The sequence below is a fragment of the Bartonella sp. CL63NXGY genome (genome assembly GCF_042194905.1).
In the GTDB taxonomy this organism is placed as follows: domain Bacteria; phylum Pseudomonadota; class Alphaproteobacteria; order Rhizobiales; family Rhizobiaceae; genus Bartonella.
The window spans coordinates 32,053-54,901 of the sequence record NZ_JBHINK010000004.1 but is presented as its reverse complement, the minus strand read 5'-3'; the positions used below and the strand labels follow the sequence as shown (position 1 = coordinate 54,901).

At 35.5% G+C, this 22,849-nt stretch carries 14 protein-coding genes; 4 read left to right on the top strand and 10 right to left on the bottom strand.

Translation table 11 applies throughout. The features are described from left to right. Positions 1-2 precede the first annotated feature (2 nt). The 3 genes from sufC to ACFIK0_RS03320 form a co-directional block, all read right to left on the bottom strand. Entirely contained in the window at positions 3-758 is a 756-nt protein-coding gene (gene sufC, locus ACFIK0_RS03330; RefSeq protein ID WP_273791255.1) for a Fe-S cluster assembly ATPase SufC, read from the bottom strand. A 160-nt stretch (positions 759-918) separates the two neighbouring features. Then, a complete protein-coding gene (gene sufB, locus ACFIK0_RS03325; protein WP_375657774.1) occupies positions 919-2,430 on the bottom strand; it encodes a Fe-S cluster assembly protein SufB in 1,512 nt (503 codons plus the stop codon). 138 nt (positions 2,431-2,568) lie between these two features. Then, entirely contained in the window at positions 2,569-3,744 is a 1,176-nt protein-coding gene (locus tag ACFIK0_RS03320; protein ID WP_375657773.1) for a cysteine desulfurase family protein, read from the bottom strand. 161 nt (positions 3,745-3,905) lie between these two features. Here ACFIK0_RS03320 and ACFIK0_RS03315 point away from each other — a divergent pair, with 161 nt between their 5' ends. From ACFIK0_RS03315 to ACFIK0_RS03305, 3 genes are all read left to right on the top strand, one after another. Continuing rightward, entirely contained in the window at positions 3,906-4,586 is a 681-nt protein-coding gene (locus tag ACFIK0_RS03315) for an alpha/beta hydrolase (RefSeq protein WP_273791258.1), read from the top strand. A gap of 321 nt (positions 4,587-4,907) precedes the next feature. Beyond that, positions 4,908-6,161, top strand: a complete 1,254-nt coding sequence (gene tyrS / locus ACFIK0_RS03310; protein ID WP_375631146.1) for a tyrosine--tRNA ligase — start codon at positions 4,908-4,910, stop codon at positions 6,159-6,161. A gap of 179 nt (positions 6,162-6,340) precedes the next feature. Then, entirely contained in the window at positions 6,341-6,826 is a 486-nt protein-coding gene (locus ACFIK0_RS03305) for a peroxiredoxin (RefSeq protein WP_273791260.1), read from the top strand. A gap of 340 nt (positions 6,827-7,166) precedes the next feature. On the opposite strand, the gene prfB is transcribed toward ACFIK0_RS03305, so the two are convergent. The 3 genes from prfB to ACFIK0_RS03290 all read right to left on the bottom strand — a co-directional run bounded on the left by prfB (position 7,167) and on the right by ACFIK0_RS03290 (position 12,329). After that, a protein-coding gene (prfB, locus tag ACFIK0_RS03300) for a peptide chain release factor 2 (protein ID WP_375637636.1) occupies positions 7,167-8,295 on the bottom strand; the annotation gives its coding sequence in 2 pieces (ribosomal slippage) (positions 7,167-8,225 and positions 8,227-8,295; 1,128 coding nt in all). Between the two features lie 170 nt (positions 8,296-8,465). Then, positions 8,466-10,931, bottom strand: coding sequence for a penicillin-binding protein 1A (locus tag ACFIK0_RS03295; protein ID WP_375663482.1), 2,466 nt, complete (start codon positions 10,929-10,931; stop codon positions 8,466-8,468). A 168-nt stretch (positions 10,932-11,099) separates the two neighbouring features. Beyond that, the gene (locus ACFIK0_RS03290) at positions 11,100-12,329 is read right to left on the bottom strand and encodes an N-acetylmuramoyl-L-alanine amidase (protein WP_375657771.1); all 1,230 of its coding nucleotides are present in this window, start codon (positions 12,327-12,329) and stop codon (positions 11,100-11,102) included. 586 nt (positions 12,330-12,915) lie between these two features. Here ACFIK0_RS03290 and ACFIK0_RS03285 point away from each other — a divergent pair. Next, positions 12,916-15,543, top strand: a complete 2,628-nt coding sequence (locus tag ACFIK0_RS03285; protein ID WP_375643435.1) for an Rne/Rng family ribonuclease — start codon at positions 12,916-12,918, stop codon at positions 15,541-15,543. Between the two features lie 86 nt (positions 15,544-15,629). Here the strand turns inward: ACFIK0_RS03285 and ACFIK0_RS03280 are convergent, their stop codons facing one another. The 4 genes from ACFIK0_RS03280 to ACFIK0_RS03265 form a co-directional block, all read right to left on the bottom strand. Next, a complete protein-coding gene (locus tag ACFIK0_RS03280) occupies positions 15,630-16,241 on the bottom strand; it encodes an invasion associated locus B family protein (RefSeq protein WP_273791265.1) in 612 nt (203 codons plus the stop codon). A 1,650-nt stretch (positions 16,242-17,891) separates the two neighbouring features. Continuing rightward, complete coding sequence (locus ACFIK0_RS03275) at positions 17,892-18,731, bottom strand: hypothetical protein (protein WP_375643437.1); 840 nt, start codon at positions 18,729-18,731, stop codon at positions 17,892-17,894. A 265-nt stretch (positions 18,732-18,996) separates the two neighbouring features. Beyond that, positions 18,997-22,497, bottom strand: a complete 3,501-nt coding sequence (gene mfd / locus ACFIK0_RS03270) for a transcription-repair coupling factor (protein ID WP_375663481.1) — start codon at positions 22,495-22,497, stop codon at positions 18,997-18,999. A gap of 5 nt (positions 22,498-22,502) precedes the next feature. Next, positions 22,503-22,790: a succinate dehydrogenase assembly factor 2 gene (locus ACFIK0_RS03265; protein ID WP_273791268.1), complete on the bottom strand. Its 288-nt coding sequence runs from the start codon at positions 22,788-22,790 to the stop codon at positions 22,503-22,505. Positions 22,791-22,849: the final 59 nt, after the last annotated feature.

Genomic DNA, 22,849 nt, shown 5'->3' with positions numbered 1-22,849 from the left:
CCTCAAACCGCTTCCCTGATAAGATCAGCATACCCATTTTCCTCTAAATAAAGCGCTAAGGATTTATCACCGCTTTTGATAATTTGTCCTTTATAAAGAACATGTACCGTATCAGGAATAATATAATTAAGTAGCCGTTGATAATGGGTAATCACCAGAAATGAACGTTTTGAATCCCGAAGTTTATTAACACCATCTGCAACAATTTTTAGTGCATCAATATCTAAACCAGAATCCGTTTCGTCTAAAATGCAAAGTTTAGGTTCAAGAAGTGCCATTTGTAAAATTTCAGCGCGTTTTTTTTCTCCACCTGAAAAACCTACATTTAATGGACGCTTTAGCATATCCATATCTATTTCAAGTTTGGCTGAAACTTCTTTAACATATTTTATAAATTCAGGAATTTTAAGTTCTTCGTGACCTCGTGCTTTGCGTTGAGAGTTCATCGCAACTTTTAAAAATTCCATTGTTGCTACTCCTGGTATTTCCATTGGATATTGAAATGCAAGAAAAACACCATATGCAGCACGTTCTGCTGGATCCATTTCTAAAAGTGATTGCCCATTATAGAGAATATCTCCTTCTGTTATTTCATAATCATCACGACCAGCAAGTAAATAAGACAAAGTTGATTTTCCGGCTCCATTTTGTCCCATGATAGCGGCAACTTCTCCATCTTGAACTGTCAAGTTTAAACCACGAATAACTTTTGTATCGGTCTCAGCAATACGGGCGTGCAAATTTTTTATCTCTAACATAATTTAATCCTGTTTTGGCTGTTTTTTCAGATACAGATGCGGATTATTTTGCCTTAGCATCCATCTACTTTTGTAATTAGCATAGAGGTCATTTTTAGCATTATATGCTACTGTTACAGCCTTTTTACATAAAGTCTTCTATTTATCTAATTAAATAAAATTATCCAACACTACCTTCAAGGCTAATACCAATAAGCTTTTGTGCTTCGACAGCAAATTCCATGGGAAGTTTTTGAATGACCTCTTTTACAAAACCATTTACAATTAATGCGATAGCTTCTTCTTCGGGAATTCCTCTCTGCATAACATAAAAAAGTTGGTCATCAGAAATTTTTGATGTTGTGGCTTCATGTTCAAACTGAGCTGTTGCATTTTTTGCTTCAATATAAGGAACTGTATGTGCACCACAATCATTCCCGATTAACAAACTATCACATTGCGTAAAGTTACGCGCATTTTGTGCTTTTCGATGAGCTGTGACTTGTCCTCGATACGTGTTATTTGAAAAACCTGCAGAAATACCTTTGGAAATAATGCGACTGGAAGTATTTTTTCCCAAATGAATCATTTTTGTACCGGAATCAATTTGTTGATGACCGTTTGCAACGGCAATAGAATAAAATTCTCCACGCGCATTATCACCACGGAGTAAGCAGGATGGATATTTCCAAGTAATCGCAGAACCAGTCTCAACTTGTGTCCATGAAATTTTAGAGCTATCACCTCGACAATCTCCACGCTTCGTCACAAAATTATAAATACCACCCTTTCCATCTCTATCGCCAGGATACCAATTTTGTACTGTAGAATATTTAATCTCTGCATTTTCAAGGGCAATAAGCTCAACAACAGCAGCATGAAGTTGGTTTTCATCACGTTGGGGTGCTGTACACCCTTCAAGATAAGAAACATAGGAATCTTCAGCGGCGATAATCAATGTTCGTTCAAATTGGCCAGTGTTGCGTTCATTAATCCTAAAATAAGTTGAAAGCTCCATAGGACAACGAACCCCTTTGGGAATATAAACAAATGAACCATCTGTAAAGACAGCTGCATTTAAGGCCGCATAATAATTATCACTTATAGGTACAACTGTTCCTAAATATTCTTTAATAAGCTCAGAATGTTCAATAATCGCCTCTGAAATAGAACAAAAAATCACACCGGCACGTGCCAGCTCTTTTTTGAATGTTGTTACAACAGAAACAGAATCAAAGACTGCATCAACAGCCACCTGCCCCGATACAGACATACTGTCATCAAAAGTGGAGGGATCAGACTGTTTTCTTACTCCTGCCAAAATCTCTTGTTCTTTAAGGGGAATGCCAAGTTTCTCGTACGTTGCTAATAACTCAGGATCCACTTCATCCAAAGATTTTGGTCCTGTATGATTTTTTGGAGCAGCATAATAATAAAGCTCCTGAAAATCAATTCTAGGATATTCAAGACGCGCCCAATGAGGCTCTTGCATTGTCAGCCAACGTCGGTAAGCCTTTAAGCGCCATGTTAGCATCCATTCAGGCTCATGTTTTTTAGCGGAAATAAATTTGATAATATCCTCATTTAAGCCTTTTGGAGCTTTATCGGTTTCAATATTGGTTTCAAAACCATATTTATATTGGTCAACATCTATTTCACGTACTTGGCGTATCGTTTCTTGTATTGCCGGCATAAATTTTCTCCATTTTTTGGCGTCAAAAACCGGTAACTAAAGTCTTGTTTTTTACAAGATTAAAGTAAGCAAGTTATCTCTAGGCTATAGGTAAAGTGCAAAAATTTCAATCAAACTTATTTTATTTTTAAAATAATTCTAATTTTTATAACTTTCTGATGATAAACCTTCCCCTTTTTTCCTGCTTATAATTTGAGAAAAAAACGACAGAAAATCATCAATATCTTCAGAAGTTGTGCCACGCCCTAGCGAAATGCGAATGGCACCATTTGGAACATGATACCCCATTGCCTCCAACACTTTGCTTTGTTTTACTTTTCCCGAAGAACAAGCAGAGCCGGATGATAAAGAAAACCCTTCTAAATCAAAAGCAATTTGCATCGTTTCAGCTTTTATATTTTTCACGGTAAAGTAAGTTGTATTTGGCAAACGTTGAACTCTTTTGCCAAAAATTTCAACATTTTTACTTATTCTTTGTAGTCCATCTTCTAATTTATTGCGTAAATATATTAACTGTTTTATTTCCTCCTGTGTGAAGCAATCAGTTATTGCTGCCCCAAAAGCAGCAATAAGGGGCAATGCTTCTGTTCCTCCACGGAGACCTTTTTCTTGTCCTCCCCCAGTAATAAGAGGGTGTGGCATGAGAAGATTACCACATGAAACAAAAGCACCGATTCCTTTCGGACCGCCAACTTTATGTGCAGACAATATAAAAAAGTCTCCTCCTAGCTGATTAATATCCACAAAATTTTTATCTACATATTGTGTCAAATCAACAATAAGAGTGCCTCCTAAATCCCGAACAATAGCGGCGATTTCTGTTAATGGTTGAATAACACCCGTTTCACTATTTGCAGCTTGAATAGCAACAAGAGGTAAACCTTTTGTTTTATCATGAACCGTTAAGAGTGATGTTAATTTATCTTGTTGTATGAGCCCATCTTGATCAACAGCAATGACGCTTATCAACTCTTTAGAAAAACGTCCTCCCTCTGCCACAGAGGGATGTTCAGTCGCTCCAAGGTAAAGACGAGAAAATTTAACTTTTGCATTCCCCATATTGTAAAAGGGTGTTAACAAAGTCATTGCGGCTTCACTCGCACCAGAGGTAAATACCACGTGATCTGGATCTGTTTTAAGATTTTCAGCGATTTGCCGACGAGCCTTTTGCAACAAAGTTTTAGCCGCACGCCCTTCCTTATGAACAGATGATGGATTACCAAATATTTCTAAAGATTCCAGTAACGCTATTCGTGCCACTTTTTTGAGTGGTGTTGTTGCGTTATGATCAAAATATCGGCGTTTTATAACCATTTTACATCGCAATCATTAATCTTATGAATTGATTAAAAAAATAGCGCAATTTTCTTGAAAAGTGCACTAAAAAAAGAATATCTAATAATTATTTAAGAGATTCTATGGTAAAAGTCGACCAAGATCAATGAAAGCCTTTTATTGCATTTAAGGAGCATTTTATGCCAGAAATTATTTTTAACGGTCCTGCGGGTCGGCTCGAAGGACGTTATCAACCTTCACAACAAAAAAATGCACCCATTGCGATTATTTTGCATCCTCATCCCCAATTTGGTGGAACTATGAATCATAAAATTGTCTATGACCTCTTTTATATGTTCCAACAACGTGGCTTTACAACTTTACGTTTTAACTTTCGTGGTATTGGTCGTAGTCAGGGTGAATTTGATTATGGAATAGGAGAACTTTCAGATGCTGCTGCTGCTCTCGATTGGGTGCAAACACAACATCCAGACTCTAAAAATTGTTGGGTAGCAGGATATTCATTTGGAGCATGGATTGGTATGCAGCTTTTAATGCGCCGACCGGAAATTGAGGGATTTATCTCAGTTGCCCCTCAGCCTAATGTTTATGACTTTTCATTTCTTGCACCTTGTCCCTCCTCTGGGCTTATCATTCATGGCGGTATCGATAAAGTTTCCCCTCCAAAAGATGTTCAAATACTTGTCGATAAATTAAAAACACAAAAAGGTATCATCATCACACAAGAAATATTAGAAGAGGCTAATCACTTTTTCAGTGGATGTCATGAAGAACTTATTGAGCGATGTGCCCACTATTTGGATAACCATATCTCCAATGAACTTCTCGCTCCTCCTCCTGAAATACTTTCACTAACTTAGGAAAATACGATAGATTTATAAAAAATTAGCAAAAGTCGTTTCTGATCATAACAAAGTAATTTTTTCCGTTTGCATTTAAAATTTTTCTAAATTTTATTTCAGGATAGAAATGAGAATAACAGCATCCCTGTTTTCTATCACTGATAAGTCTCTTTTTTAGCGTAAAAAGGAAATAATACCTGTATTATTATCTTTATGTTACCAATATGTCTCTTTCTCTTGTGAGGTGTGTGTCAGTTATGATAGATAACGCATTAATAACTCATTATATAATCGCCTATTCTATAAAATAATGCACTCTTAAATTAGGAAATTAAATCTGTGTTTGCCTTTAAATCTGATTTTTTACACATTATGAGCGAACGTGGTTTTATCCACCAAATTTCAGATGAAAAAGGCTTAGATGATCTTTTTTCAAAAGAAACTGTAAGCGCTTATACTGGATTTGACCCAACAGCATCGAGTTTACATGCTGGAAGTCTTCTTCAGATTATGATGCTTTATTGGTTACAAAAAACAGGTCATCGCCCCATTGCTTTAATGGGTGGAGGAACCGGATTGATTGGTGATCCTTCTTTCAAAGATGAAGCGCGACGCCTTCTGACACAAAATGATATTGCTGAAAATATTGATGGTATTAAAAAGGTATTTGCTAACTATTTGACATTCGGTGACCGAGAAACCGATGCTTGTATTGTGAATAACGCGGAATGGTTATGCAATTTAAACTACTTAGAATTTTTGCGTGATGTAGGAAAACATTTTTCTGTCAATCGTATGTTGTCATTTGATTCCGTTAGACTCAGACTTGAGCGTGAGCACTCTTTGTCATTCTTAGAGTTTAATTATATGATTCTGCAAGCTTATGATTTTGTTGAACTTTATAAACGTTATGGATTGCGTATGCAAATGGGGGGCTCTGATCAGTGGGGCAACATTATTAACGGAATCGAATTAGGGCATCGTTTAGGAACACCGCAATTATATGCGTTAACATCACCATTGCTGACAACCTCTTCCGGTGCCAAAATGGGTAAATCATTGAATGGGGCTGTATGGCTGAATGCGGATAAGCTTTCACCTTATCAATTTTGGCAATACTGGCGCAATACAGAAGATGCTGATGTAACACGATTTCTAAAGCTCTATACTCCATTGCCAATGGATGAGATTCTTAAACTTTCTCTATTACAAGGGACAGAAATTAACGAAGCAAAAAAAATTCTTGCAACAGAAATTACAGCAATGTTGCATGGACGTGTTCTTGCTGATGCAGCAGCAGAAACAGCTCGCAAGACGTTTGAAGAAAAAACTCTAGGAGAAAATCTTCCAACTGTTGAAATTAATGCCTCAGAATTAAAAAAAGGTGTTGGATTGCTCACTCTTTTAGTACAAGCAGGACTCGCTAGATCTAATAGTGAGGCACGCCGACACGTTCAAGGTGGGGGGGTCCGTGTAAATGATCAAATTATTGAGGATGAAACACATCTTATTATTGAAGGGGATGTCAGTGCAGAAGGGACCGTTAAACTTTCTTTTGGTAAGAAAAAACATGTTGTGATGAAACCAGTATAATCTTTTGCCGTTTTGTTTATGTTGTCGACCTTGTTTTTTCAATTCAATTGTTGTGATAGGGCGAGTTTTGTTAGGAAATAAAGGTCTCTTCAAAACAATAATATTCTAGAGAGTTGAATAGTTCTTTTCTTCTGTGTACTCTGATATCTTATACCTGTTACACAAGAAAGATGAAAATAATGACAAGACCAATGAAAGGTGCTCTTGCTCCTGATTTTAATTTGCCGCGCGATGGAGGAGAGATGGTATGTCTTTCTGACTTTAAAGGAAAGTCTGTTGTTTTATATTTTTATCCAAAAGATGACACTAGTGGTTGCACAAGCGAAGCACTTGATTTCACAAAATTAAAGATGAAATTTGATGAAATCGGTGTTTCTGTTATTGGAATCTCTCCAGATAATGTAAAAAAACATGATAAATTTAAAGTAAAACATGAACTTGATGTCATCTTGGTTTCTGATGAAGAAAAAACAACCCTCGAAGCTTATGGTGTTTGGGTTGAGAAAAGCATGTATGGACGCAAATATATGGGAGTTGAACGGAGCACTTTTTTAATTGATGCAAATGGAATAATAGCAGAAGAATGGCGTAAAGTAAGCGTATCTGGGCATGCTGAAAATGTTTTAGCTACTGCAACACTTTTATATCATAATGGTAACTTGTAAATTGAGTGTTTGATTTACCTTAAAAAGCAAAAGTTATCCTCCTTAATTGATTTTAGTTTTTCAACGGATTCAATTTTTACAATATATTGATTTATAAGGATAATGAATTGTTTTACATTTATATTAGTCCCCCGAATATCCCAAATTTTTCTTATTTTAGATTCTTCCTATCACTTGCAATATCATAAGCAGAATTGGCGTATGAGAAAAAAAATGAAGAAAGAAACAAGAAAATCCCTCTTTAAACCTTTAAAGTATCAAGGACTATCGTAACATCACAACATCAATAAAACGAACAGCTTAAGAAAAAATCTACATGGCTTGAAGGAAGGATATATAATTAACGAATATCCTCAATTTTTTTGTCTTGTCTATAAATGCGCCGTGCGAGCGCTGCCTCTATAAATGCATCTAAATTACCATTAAGTACGGATTGTGGATCCGTATTTTCAATTCCTGTACGCAAATCTTTGACAAGCTGATAGGGTTGAAGAACATAAGATCTAATTTGATGTCCCCATCCGATTTCTGTTTTAGAAGATTCAGCAGCATTGGTTTCTTCTTCTCTTTTTTTAAGCTCTTCTTCATAAAGCCGTGCACGCAACATCGACCAAGCCGTAGCGCGATTTTTATGTTGAGAGCGCTCTGTTTGACATTGAACAACAATACCCGTTTTTATATGCGTGATGCGAACAGCAGAATCTGTCGTGTTAACATGTTGTCCTCCTGCTCCCGATGCACGATATGTATCAATACGCACATCTGCCTCTGAAACATCAACTTCAATATTGTCATCAATAACTGGATAAACCCAAATGCTTGCAAAAGAGGTATGGCGCTTTGCATTCGAATCAAATGGAGAAATCCGCACTAAACGATGAACGCCTGATTCTGTTTTTAACATTCCATAAGCATTATGCCCTTTTACAAGAATAGTCGCTGACTTTATTCCTGCTTCTTCTCCATCATGAATTTCTAAAATTTCAACCTTCATTTCATGCTGTTCAGCCCAGCGCATATACATACGTAAGAGCATAGAAGCCCAATCTTGGCTTTCTGTTCCCCCTGCTCCAGCATGAACTTCTAAATAGGTATCATTCGGATCTGCTTCTCCTGAAAGAAGTACATCAATTTGCCTTTTATCTATCTCATTTTTAAGATTACGTATTGATCTTTCTGCATCAGCGATAATTTCAACATCACTTTCTTCTTCGCCCATCGCAATAAGCTCAATGCATTCTTCAAGTGTTTTTGTAAATGATAAAAGACCATTGATTGAATCATCAAGACGTTGACGCTCACGCATCATATCCTGTGCTCGTTGTGCATCATCCCATAATGATGGATCTTCTGCTTTTTGATTAAGATATTCGAGACGCTTTAGTGATTGATCCCAGTCAAAGATGCCCCCTTAGCAATTGTATTGCTTTCTGGATTTCATCAACTAATGTTTCTATTTCTGCTCGCATAATTTAACACCGTATTTTTAAAAACTCTTTTTGGTTGTGTCTCTTAGCATTTTATACAAATTTAATAGCTGCTATCAGAAAATGGTACAATTCTATCACTCTATTTACAGAACCGACATTGTAAAAAAGAGATAAAAACCATGACTCATGGCAAAAGGAGATTTTGTCGATTAATACAGCCCACCTGTCCCACTTTCAAGTGCTTTGTTGACTTGTGGAGAAGTCGTTACTGCAGGAACACCTTCTTGAAAAGAATTTGTACTCCCAATAACTTGATATATATCAGCAGGACCAGTCCCTGGTTTAAATGCTTCTATAATAACATCTTGATCTCCTCTTTCGGCAAGCATTCCTGTTTTTCGATTAATTGGCATTAAAATCATGCCCTTTGGCATCTTAAAGGGAACATCTGGCTTCCCTTTAAGAGCATCTGCCATAAAATCACCAAAAATAGGCGCAGCTAATGAACTTCCTGTTCCATTATATCCTAACGGAGCTGGTTGATCATAACCGACAAAAATACCAACGACAATATCAGGAGTAAATCCCATAAACCAGACATCCTTAGAGTCATTGGTTGTTCCTGTTTTAGCAGCAATATGTCGATTAAGATAACGTAAACGTGCCGCAGTACCACGCTGAACAACCCCTTCCATCATCGATGTAATCTGATAAGCCGTCATAGGGTCAAGAACTTGATCTCTTTCATCAATCAATGTGGGCTCACTTTGATTATTCCATGAATGCGTATTACAATTTTCGCAAATACGATCATCATGACGATAAATTGTCTTCCCATAACGATCTTGAATTCTGTCTATCAGAGAAGGTTTAATAGAGCGTCCCCCATTGGCAATAACTGAATAAGCTGTAACCATTCGTAATACTGTTGTTTCGCCAGCCCCTAAAGCCATGGGAAGATAAGGCTGCAATTTATCTACGATCCCAAAGCGTTCTGCATATTCAGCGACAAGAGGCATTCCCATATCATTGGCAAGCCGTATTGTCATAAGATTACGAGAACGCTCAATACCATAACGCAACGTTGAAGGTCCTGCAAAGGTACCTCCATAATTTTTGGGTTGCCAAACTTCACCATTATATTGACGAACTTCAATGGGGCCATCTAAAACAACGGATGCTGGTGTATATCCGTTATCAAGAGCTGCTGCATAAACAAAAGGCTTAAAAGCAGACCCCGGTTGGCGATAAGCTTGGGTTGCACGATTGAATTCAGATGCGGCAAAAGAAAATCCTCCCACCATAGCAAGAACGCGCCCTGTATGAGGTTCCATAGCAACAATTGCACCTTCAACCTTTGGAATTTGTTGTAAACGATAAGTATTATTTGTATTGGGTAGTTTTTCAACAAAAATGACATCCCCAACTTGCAGAACATGAGATAAGCTCTGAACAGTTTTTCGATAACCATTTTCTTTTACAACATGGAGTGCCCATTTTGAATCAGCTTCAGATAAAACAGCAATTTCCCGTTTTTTTGATAATATACCTGAAGCTTCGCGCTGTGGCTGTAAACCAATCTCTACTTTGTTGGGATTAGTAGAAAGAACAACAGCTAAACGCCATTCAGGAACATCACTTAGCCCTGTGATATTTGCAAGTTCTGTCCCCCAATCACTTTTCTCATCAATATGCGCATAAGCTCCACGCCATCCTTGCGCATGATCAAATCTAATTAATCCATCGTGCAAAGCACGTCGCGCAATAAGTTGTAAATGCGGATCAAGCGTTGTACGAATGGAAAGCCCGCCTTCATAAAGTGTTTTAGCCCCATAGCGATGTATTAAACGACGCCGTACTTCTTCAGTAAAATAATCAGCCGCAAAAACATAGCTATCACTCCCACGTATTGTCGCTCCTAAAGGTTTAGCTTTCGCTTTTTCACCTTGTTCACGCGTTACATATCCATTTGCAATCATCCGGTCTATAACCCAATTACGCCGATCAATAGCACGTTGTGTATTCTTAAATGGATCATAATTTGCTGGTCCTTTTGGAAGAGCAGCCAAATAAGCACATTGTTCTAGCGTCAGGTCATTGACGGATTTATTGAAATAAGTCAAAGAAGCAGCTGCTATACCATAAGTGCCACGACCCAGATAAATTTCATTGAGATAAAGTTCGAGAATATGATCTTTTGAATAAGTTTTCTCAATACGCATTGCTAAAATAGCTTCCTTAAATTTACGTTCTAACGTTGTTTCTGAACTTAAAAGGAAGTTTTTAGCGACTTGTTGCGTTATAGTTGATGCACCCTCTGGACGTCTTCCAGAACCAATATTACGAATATTATTGATCAAAGCTCGAGAAAGTCCTTCAGGATCTAAACCAAAATGATGATAAAAGTTTTTGTCTTCAGCCGAAATAAAAGCATTTATAACAAGCTTTGGTATTGATTGAATCGGTAAATAGAGGCGATGTTTTGTTGCAAACTCTGCCATAAGACGGCCATCAGAAGCATGGACGCGGGTCATTACCGGCGGCTCATAAAGTGAAAGAACTTCATAATCAGGGAGTGCATTTGCTTGACCACTGGTCATAACAACCCACGTTATTGCACCACAAAGTCCAATAGCAATAAAAAAACGAAGAAGATATCTTAAAAAAATCATCATAAAAACGGCTATCGCTTTCTTAAGAATTAATTAAAGAAAAAATACGTTACTTCAAACACACCAAGTGGATATCACCACAAGATTGAGATCAAGAGAAATTGTTTTCTATCTTTTATTTATACTAGGGTACACTAGAAGCCCATATTGATACTCTATTTTCTCACAAATTTAAAGAGGCTGTATCATTTTCTGCCTATAATCAGCAAATTGACGAATAGAATGAGCAATAGAGGCTGCCATTTGTTTTCTCCAATGAGGATCATTTAATAACTTTTCATCCTCTTTATTGGATAAATAACCTATCTCTATCAAGACTGAGGGTATATCTGAAGCTCTTAAAACTTGAAAATTAGCATACCGATGTGGGTTATTAATCAAGTTAATATGATTCTTTGATAAACTTGAAATAACACTATTTGCAAAATTAACCGAAAATGTATGTGTTTCACGTCGTGTAAGATCCATCAAAATATCTGTAACTTCGAGCGTTTCATCTGCAGGCAAACCATCAAGCAAATCAACTTTATTTTCATTTTCAGCTAAAGATTTTGCAATGGCATCAGAGGCTTTGTCTGATATGGTATACACTGTAGCACCGCGAAGAGAATGTAAATCAATCGTATCCGCGTGAATAGATATAAAAAGATCAGCATCAAACTCTTGCGCTTTTTTAACTCTTTCACTTAGTCTTAAAAAAATATTGGAATCTCGTGTTAAAGCAACGGTAATATGAGAATCCTTTTGTAATTCGTCTCGCAATGCACGCGCAAAGTCTAAAGTCACATCTTTTTCTAAAATTCCAGTAACACCCCGTGCACCACCATCAATACCACCATGACCAGGATCAAGAACAACACGGAAATTATATGCTGGCATTAACTGTGTTTTTGTATCAAAATTGCTTCTTTGCTGTTTTTTTAATATCTCATCAAATTTTTCCTGTGTACTTTTACGAATATCAATCAGCAACTGCCATAAACCATTATTTAATTTTTTTACGACATTTTTTTCAACCACAAAAGCCGTTTTACTTGTCAAAATAATGCGTGAAGTCTGTATATCAGAGAAAGCATAACGTACATCTGAAAGCATAACGGATAATGTATTCCGTTTCTTTAAAGGCGTATTTTGCATCGAAAAGTCAATTGTAGGTAAATTGATAACCAAACGTGCTGGCCTGTCCAAAATCTGTAAACGAACATTTGGTTTTGAATTAAAAACCGCAATAATACGCGTATGAACACTATCACCAATGGTTCGAAAATTAATAAGTCTCAGAGGATCTGCGGCTTGAACACTGGTTTGGAGTAGAAAAAAAGATAATAAAAAGTATGTGACGAGCACAATAACATCCCCATAAGCTGTTTTCAGCTTTTTGGTAAAAAAAACTCTTATCATAAGCAAAATACTCTACATTACCTTTGTAATAATTTATCTTGGTTATATAAAATGATACACCAATTTATTCTCTATTTTTCAATAAAAGCTAAATAAACACCCAAAAACGAAATTAAGGTCATAAAGATATTATAATTATACATGATTTACATTGTTACTTGCCAAACGCATGATATCAACATAAAAGAATATTTATGCTTCCTAGCTGATAATAGTCATCTAAATTATCTGTAACTCATATTAAGTTGTCTTTAGAGGTTTTTTGCCTATTATGCGTTGAGACTTTTTTATGGATGAAAAATTTCTATGTTATAATATTAGGATTGCATTACTTAAGATTCGTTGGTTCGGATATCCGAACTGTTTTAAAGATTATTTTACCGGAGACTTTTAAGAAATATGAGTCATAAAAAACAGATGGAAATAATGATGAGAAATGGTGTAAATGCAGTCATGCCTCTGCACGTGGTGTTCCGTCCTGTTTTTCTGGTACCTCCCTTTTATGGCAGACAGCCTTTTATGTTTACGAATAGTTATAGCGTTCGTTTGAATAAAATTGTGCATGTCGCCTTCAGGATATTAACTTATGTCAAACAAAATGCTTATAGATGCCTCCCATCCGGAGGAAACTCGTGTTGTTGTTGTTCACGGCAACAAAATTGAAGAACTTGATTTTGAATCAGAACATAGAAAACAGCTCAAGGGGAATATTTATCTCGCACGGATTACGCGTGTAGAACCGTCTCTCCAAGCAGCTTTTGTTGAATATGGTGGAAACCGACATGGTTTTTTAACATTTTCTGAAATTCATCCTGATTATTATCAAATTCCTATTGCTGATCGACTTGCTCTTCTTGAAGAAGAGGAAAAAGCAGCTATAGGAGAAAATTCTGTAGATACCTTTACGGAAGAAGCAACTAAAAATAAAAAACGCTCCAGAAGAACAAAAAAAAATGGAAAAAACAATGTCATTGCAGCCGATATTGAAAGTGACATCACATCTGAAGCGACAATAATTGATAATACAGAAGAAGCATTAAATGCCGATATCTCTGATGATGAGATCGAAATGGTCGGTGCTGAGGACATCCGTGAAGAGCTCCCAATTTATCAAAGAAAACAAGGGCGCCAGTATAAAATTCAAGAAGTCATTAAACGACGTCAAATTTTGTTGGTACAAGTTATCAAAGAAGAGCGTGGTAATAAAGGTGCTGCCCTTACAACATATTTATCTCTAGCAGGTCGTTACTCTGTTCTAATGCCCAACACAGCACGTGGTGGTGGTATTTCACGAAAAATTACGAACGTACAAGACCGTAAGCGTCTTAAAGAAATCGTAAAAGAATTAGCTGTTCCAAAAGGTATGGGCGTTATCTTACGAACTGCTGGTGCCAATAGAACAAAAGCTGAAATTAAACGTGATTATGAATATCTTATGCGGTTATGGGATACTATTCGCACTTTGACACTCGAGTCAACGGCGCCATGCCTTGTCCATGAAGAAAGCAATCTCATCAAGCGTTCTATACGAGATCTTTACAATAAGAACATTAGTGAAATTCTTGTTTCTGGAGACCAAGGATATCGTGAAGCGAAAGACTTTATGCGTATGCTCATGCCAAGTCATGCAAAAGTTGTGCAACCTTACCGTGATCCTACACCCATTTTCGCAAGAAATAATATTGAAATTCAACTTGATAAAATGTTGCAACCACAAGTTTCTTTAAAATCTGGTGGTTATCTTGTTATTAATCAAACAGAAGCACTTGTTGCTATTGACGTAAATTCTGGCCGCTCCACGAAAGAATTCTCTGTCGAAAAGACAGCCTTACAAACTAACCTTGAAGCTGCTGAAGAAGTAGCGCGGCAATTACGCTTGCGTGACCTTGCTGGTTTAATTGTGATTGATTTTATTGATATGCTTGAAGAACGCAATGTGAAGCTGGTCGAAAAAAAATTAAAAGATTGTTTAAAAAACGATCGTGCTCGTATTCAAGTAGGTCATATTTCACACTTCGGCCTTTTAGAAATGAGTCGTCAACGTATTCGCATATCGGTTTTAGAAAGTACAACACAGCCCTGCCCGCATTGCGCAGGAACAGGAAATATACGTTCTGAATCATCCATTGCGTTACATGTCATGCGCTCAATTGAAGAATATCTTCTTCATAATTCGCAATATAATATTATCGTGCGCACACCCGTAGCAACAGCGCTTTATGTATTAAATCATAAACGCAACATTCTTGTTAATTTAGAAGCTCGTTTTAAGCTTAATATTAGTATTGAAGCAGATGATAGTATTGGAACGCAACATCTTGTTATTTCTAAAGGCTCAATAGCAGAGAGCATTTCTCGATCTTCATTGGAAGATGCCAATGAGCAAGAAATTGAAGATTCTGTTTTCATAAAGAGTGAATCTATTGAAAATCCTTCTCCCATTGAAACAAACCAAAAGCGTAGGCGCAAAAATCGTCACGGTGAAATTACTGATCATTCTCTCTCCAACGTTCATAAAAAAGAAGATACTTTGAATGATGATTCTTATCGTCGAGGACGTCGTCGAGGACGTCGTGGTGGTCGACGCAATCAAGATAATAGTTTTCATCAGATTCGCGTTCCTTACGCAGAACCAGTGGGAGATTTTGCTAAGCAAGCTTTGGCAGAAATTAAAGCAGCGCATCGCAAACGTCGTATTTCGCCTACTAAATCTTTTGAACTTGAAGAAACAACAAATAATACACAAGCTCTAGATATACAACAACAGGGTGAATCTGAAAAAATTGATACAAGTATTAAACCTAAAAAACGTAAAACACGTTCTTCAAAAGTAGTAGAAAATCAGCTTTCTTTAGAGAATGATCAAAATGTTGCAGAACAAAAATCTCTTGAAGAAAAACCTACAACCAGTTCGATGCGTAAAGCTAAAACAAAAAAAGCAGACAAATCTATTCATGAGGTAGAAGATAAAGCTCTTGAAAAGAGTAAAAAATCAACACGTGGAACACGTAAAAAATCATCTTCTAAAGAGACGCAAATACAAAAAATATTAGAGCAAGAAACTGTAATCGAGATGGAGGAAGTTGTAGAAACCTCTCCTTCCCAAATTGAAGAAACAATTAATCAATCCGTTGTTATTTCATCAACGCCTAATGATTCTTCCAAAACTGAACGTATTGGTTGGTGGAAACGCAGAATTCTTTCGAAAAATTAAGGATTAAAAAACCGCCACAGAAAACTGTGGCGGTTCAAATAAACAATTATAGAAAACGTTTCAACCAATTCTATAGTGTGGGTTTATTACTTTTGTTTTGCTTTTTCTTGCTCAGCCCGCATACGCTCTTCAATTTCTTTTTGCTTTGATTGAATGGCTTGCTGCAGCTTTATTTGTTCTTGTTGGAAATCTTTTTCCTCCATACCAGGACCGGTATAGGCTGCTGTAAACCCATTAAGAGAAAATTCAATAGGATTAGCTGAACCACGAAAATTAACTGTGGTTACAACCATTTTTGTTCCACTTTTCATAGCTGCTATAAGCTTATCATCTAAGACATCATTAGCAATACAACTTGGTCCATTACAAATAATATAAGGAATTTTTTTAGAGAACTCGTCACCGATTTTAATGTGAACACCTTCTGGCAAAAAACGCCCAGTAGGTACTTGAATACCTATACGTTTTTCATTTTGCTTCCCTTTTATTTCAACAAGATTAAAAGCCGTTAAAGGTTGTCCCGTATTCGATAATACAGTATTCATTGTATTACAAATATCAACATCATGCTGCTTACTGCAAACTTTGTACCAACCTTGTGATAAAGTTTGCGCATTTGCAGAAATACCAGCTATAAGAAAAAGGGCAGCGGCTCCAACTAATACTGAAACAGCAGAATAAACATTTTTATGCGACATGATTAAGTTAATCCTTTCAACGCGCTCTTAAGTAACTTTAAAAAAAATATTAAATGTAATTCCAACTTAAATTTATTAAATTATAATGAAATAACAATTAATTTTACTATTTTTACTTCAATATAAAAAAAAAAGTCAAATTTAGAGAAAAAATACGATGAGCCATTCTATTTTTATACACCCATATAATTCCCCTCTTCATCACATTGGTATTTGATATAATCTATCTATAAAATACCTCTGTGCATTTAAACTAAGATTACACAAACGAATCAATATTGCAATATTAATTAAAATAAAGTCTAATACTACTCTAAAAAACTTACTAATTAAACTTTTTACATTTATTACTCTTCATGTTAAGCTTATAGAGCCTTAGCAACAGGTTGTTGCAATGCATGAAGCTCCAAAATATCAGATAAATTTTACTGTTTTCCTTATGTGCCTCGTGTGATACACAAAAACAAAATCATCTACGATATTATTGAAACATTGAATGAATTAAAACCACTGATTGTCTAAAATTTCTGCATAATTGTAAGAGAACTTTTTGCTAATGAACAATCTTCTGCCCTTGTTTACAAAACAATGGTGATACGCTTTTGTAATAAAAATTTTATATTCTATAGCGTTTAAATAAAAAGTTTAGTTTAAAAATACGTTACTAAAGAAGTGCTTTTTTCTTAATTAAACAACACATTTTCTTAGAGAGAAAATCTATAACTGCTGAAAATATTTTATTTATAATAAACTTTCTTAAAATATAATAACATATTAATTTATAATAATAATTTATCTTTTTTCTATTTCTATATTGTATGAAAGATCTTAATAGCGCAAACCTCTCTTATATTGAATCAATAAAATTTATCCACTTGTACATCACAAGCGGAGTTAGTTTTATAGATAAAACTACTGAACAAAGGCCCCCCTATGAATCATCTCACGTGCCTAAAGCCATAATAAATTTATGCTCATATATTATACATCTATTATTGCATATCTGTACAAATATCATCTCTCAGCTTTATAACGTGAATAAAAATGTAGCTTTTATCAATTTATTTTAAGTTATTTCTCAAATAAAAGAAGCTTCTAAAATGATAAATTCTTTTCAGCTTTCACAACATCAAAGATATAAATCGTTAATGATTTAAGTTTTAAGAAAAAATGAATTCAAAATATCATTTTGTTTTCCTATATAACAAACTTAGAGCTATAAAAAATCTCTCTTATCGTATTAATGAAACAAGATTTATGATATGAGATGTATCGTCATTAAAATAATTAATCAGATAAAAATAAAAAACTACAAGCACAAAAAATTATGCATAAAAAGAAAACATAAAAAAATATATGAGTTTATTATTTAATATATATATATTAAGTCTTATATGATAAGAATAACAGATAATATATTATGTGTATAAGATTACTTTATTATAAATAATAATTAAAAACAAAAAATTAAAATATATTTTAACTATTATTTAGTATATTATCTTAATTTCTCTGTATTTGTATAAGTAAATTTTTAATTGGATATTCTCATAGCATTATTTTTTATGAATTTTCTAAACTATAATGTTACGAAAAATTAAGTATTTTTCTATTTTGAATATAATTCAACATAAATCAAATAAATAATTTTTAATTGAATAATTCTTCAACATGAAAACGCATACGATCTATAATATTCTTTTTCTTGTTTGGAAGCATTATATTATGTACTTCTTTAATGGTATTACAAAGCTTAGGTGCACTTTTTACAAACCAATTATCTTCTGTAAGACTATTTTTTATATCGTCAAATATTTGTTTTTCATAACTATAAGAGCCATCTGTTAGTAATTCTTTAATATCCCTGACTAAACTAGGACTTATTGAATTATTTGCGCCTTTAGCCCAACTAAAATCTTTATCTTTCCAATCAAAATCTTTGCGCAAAATAGCACCTATATCACTTTGCAATATATCCGCTAACGTATTGCAAGCAATAATAAACATGAGATAATTTTTCATTATCTCATCATCACCTCCACTTTTCTCATTCATTCCCCATTCATTAAACGTTTGAGTTTTTTTTAAATAGTCTTTTGCTTTAATCAACTTTTCTTCATACTCCCCTACTTCATACTCTCTCGCTATATGTATTTTAGAGATAATTTTTTGTTTTTTTTCAGCTAGATCCTGTAATTTCGAACCAAGATTATAATATTCATCCTTCAGGGTTTTCAGTTTTTTATATAACTTATTCCGTTCCTGTAAACGCTCATAGTATTCTGCTTTAGAAATATTTTTTTCCCAAATATCCAAATGAGATATACTTTCTTCAATAAATTGTATGCTCTCTTTAATATTCTTTCTTTTGTTTTTTAAATGTTGGTATTGTTCATCAGAAGATAACTCAGCATAAGCGTTTTTTACGCCATATATTAAAGTGAGTAATAAAAAAACTATCGTTAGCAACTTTTGTAATGAAGAAAGCATGTTATCTTTACCTAAATTTTTTCTTTCTAAAAAATTTACAGGAGCTTATTAGCTTATTATATTGAAAGTGCTATTTAATGCGGTCCAACCGTCTAATCTATTTTCTTCATTATATCAATACGTATATAATAAAAACCAAATAAATATATAAAGGGTTCTTTATTATAAACTTAAATTTTATTCTTATACAAAATCAATAACTGTTTGTTTTTATAGAATGATTTTATAAAAATGAGTAACAGTTCTGAAACAATAAAGAAATTTTTTAAACAGAATGTTGTTCTGCCATTTCGACAAGCTGTGTTATAATATTCGCTGCTCCAACAAGCCTTTCATCCGCTGTGGACCAATCACGAATAAGAGCAATACTTTGATCTGGTCGGATTTTTGCCATTGAACCTTGTTTTCCCACCCACTGAACAAGAGCAACACTATTTGCGAAATAGTTATTACGAAACTGTATGACAATCCCCTTTGGTCCTGTATCTAATTTTTCTACATGCGCTTTTCGACACAATGTTTTGATATAAAAGACTTTAAGAAGGTGTTGAACCTCAAGGGGTAAAGGACCAAAGCGATCAATTAACTCCGCTGCAAATTCATCAATTTGTTCTAAATCATCAAGTTCTGTTAAACGACGATAAAGTCCCATACGTAACGATAAGTCAGGCACGAAACTTTCTGGTATCATCACTGTTGTACCAAGAGAAATTTGAGGTGACCATTGCTTATCTTCATTTAGCTCTCCATCTTTTAATTCAGCAACAGCTTCTTCAAGCATTTTTTGATAGAGTTCAAATCCAACTTCTTTGATATGCCCCGATTGCTCTTCACCTAAAAAATTGCCTGAACCGCGGATATCCATGTCATGGCTTGCCAATTGAAAACCGGCCCCTAAGGTGTCAAGAGATTGTAACACTTTAAGACGGCGATCAGCAGCAATTGTTAAAACTTTACCAGCAGGAAATGTAAAGAGAGCATACGCACGTTGTTTTGAACGTCCTACCCTACCACGTAACTGATAAAGGGCAGAAAGACCAAACATCTCAGCACGATGCACAATTAGGGTATTGGCTGTTGGAATATCAAGACCTGATTCAATAATGGTTGTTGAGAGCAGCACATCATATTGTCCATCATAAAATGCATTCATGATATCATCAAGTTGTCCAGCCGGCATTTGTCCATGAGCCACAACGAATTTCAGTTCTGGCACATGTGTTTTGAGATATTCTTCTACAAAAGCCAGATCAGAAATACGAGGACAAACATAGAAACTTTGTCCACCACGATAATATTCTCGAAGCAGGGTCTCTCGTATAACAAGTGCATCAAAGGGTGAAATAAAAGTACGAACCGCCATTCTATCAATGGGGGGGGTTGTTATCAATGAAAGTTCACGTACACCCGATAAAGCTAACCCTAAAGTGCGTGGTATGGGAGTTGCTGAAAGTGTGAGAACATGAATATCACTTTTAAGCTCTTTTAAACGCTCTTTGTGTTTGACACCAAAATGCTGTTCCTCATCAATGATAAGAAGACCTAACCGTAAAAAATTAACTGCATCACTTAATAATGCATGGGTTCCAATGACAATATCGATTGTACCATCTGAAACACCTTTTTTTACTCGTGCAAGTTCTTTCGCTTTTACAAGCCTCGAAGCATGTCCAATTTTAACCGGTAATCCTTGAAAACGCGAAATAAATGTTTTGTAATGTTGACGTGAAAGCAAAGTTGTCGGTACAACAACAGCAACCTGATATCCATTTAATGCTGCAACAAAAGCACTTCGAATGGCTACTTCAGTTTTTCCAAAACCAACATCACCGCATATCAAGCGATCCATCGGCTTGCCTGAGGCTAGATCGTCCAAAACAGCATCAATTGCATTCATTTGATCTTCCGTTTCTTCATAGGGAAAGCAAGCAACAAACTCATCAAATGGTCCAATTGGTGGAAGTAAAGCAGGCGCAGCACGAGTCATACGCTCTGCAGCTATACGGATTAATTGCCCTGCCATTTCCAATAAATGTTTTTTAAGCCGAGCTTTACGTGCCTGCCAAGCAACACCTCCTAATTTATCTAAAGTTACCTCTGTTCCTTCTGAGCCATAACGTGAGAGAAGCTCAATATTTTCAACAGGTAAAAAGAGTAAATCACCTCCAGCATATCTAATTTCAAGGCAGTCTCGTAAAATTCCAGTGGTTCTGATGGTTTTAAGACCAACAAATTGGCCAATACCGTGGTCGATATGCACAATAATATCACCAGAATTTAAAGCAGAAATTTCAGAAATAAAATTTGTATTATTCTTACGCCGCTTTGGCGATCTTATAAAACGATCGCCAAGGATATCTTGCTCTGCTATAATAGCCAAATCTTCAGCCACAAAACCATGTTCTATCATGATAACAGCTGCTAATATGCGATCCCGAGGTGTTGCTTTGACAGTTTGCAAAGATTTTGCAACATCTATTTTTTTCAATCCATGCTCATCGAGAACTTGTAACAAACGATTGAGAGATCCTTCACTCCAACACGCTAAAAGCACTTTTTTACCAGCAGCGCGTAAAGATGCGATATGATCAATAACACTTGAAAAAACATTTTTTTCCTGCGCATTACGCTCTTTTACAAAATCATATCCCTGTTTAACATGTGCGTGAATAATAGTTTGTTCCAAACTTTGTGGAACATTAAAAGGAGAAAAATCAATACGCTGTGAAGATTGTTGCGCACCTTCCAAAACACGCTCTGGCGTTAAATAAAAAAGACTAGGATCTATTGGATGATAAGAAGTAGAATTTTTTTCATCACTTTCGCGCTCTTTGCGCGCATTATAATAGTCTTCAATAAGACGATAGCGCTCAATGAAGACTTCTTCTATGAGATGCTCAAAAACTATCGGTAAGTTGCCACAATGATCAAAAAAGCTATCAAGGTTTTCATAAAAAAATGGAAGCCAATGTTCCATACCGGCAAAACGCCGACCTTGAGAAATTGCTTCATAAAGCATGTTATTTTTTTGTGATACACCAAATGTACGGGTATAATTGCTTTTAAAACGACTGATGCATTCTGGTGTAAGAACAACCTCACTCATTGCCTGTAATAAAAGTTCAGTTTTTTGGCCTGTTGTCCTTTGACTTTCTGGATCAAATACGCGGATACTTTCTAGGGTATCTCCAAAAAAATCAAGACGTAAAGGTTCAACATCCATCGGAGAAAAGATATCAAGTATTCCTCCTCTTACAGCAAACTCACCAACATCACGGACAACCGTAACGCGTTCAAAACCATTGGTTTCTAGAAATTGAATAAGATTTCCCATGTTATTGCGCTGGCCAACACGTGCGTGAATAAGCTGAGCTTCTATCATTTCACGAGGAGGTAGCTTTTGCATAATCGCATTTGCTGTTGTTAATATAATTGCAGGATGTGGATCTTTACGTAAATTTGCTATGTGTGCCAATGCTGATAGTCGACGAGCCATAACAGCAATTCCTGGTGACACACGATCATACGGCAAACAATCCCATGCAGGAAATTGAAGTACGGGTAAATTGGGCTCAATAAAATTTAAAACTTGTTGTAAATGCACAATTTTTGTTCCGTCACGGACAACATAGAGGAGCGGTTTACCTTGTGCAATTTCTGAACTTAATTTAGCAAGCGCAAAGGCTTCAAATCCATCAGTAACGCCATCTAAAATCATACGAACAGAATTATTTTTGGGAATAACAATTTTTTTAAATATAGGCATCGGGATTAATAACTTAAGCAAGTACGATAATTGGCAATATCACGAAAAAGTGGACTATCAACCTCAGAGGGGGGCAAAATTTCTCCAGTAATCCATGTCAGTAAATCACGATCATCAAAAGACATAATATACTCAAGCTCAGAGAGCGTTCTATCATTCATCCCAGTAATATGAGCATCGACATAATGTCCAAAAATGAGATCCATTTCACGAATACCGCGATGCCATGCACGAAAAATCAATCGACGACGACGAGCATCTAATTGATTTTTGTCAACGACAAAAACTGTCATAAAAAATCTCCTTGAATAAAGTAATATAAACTATTCAATTAGTCGTATAAAATTTGTAC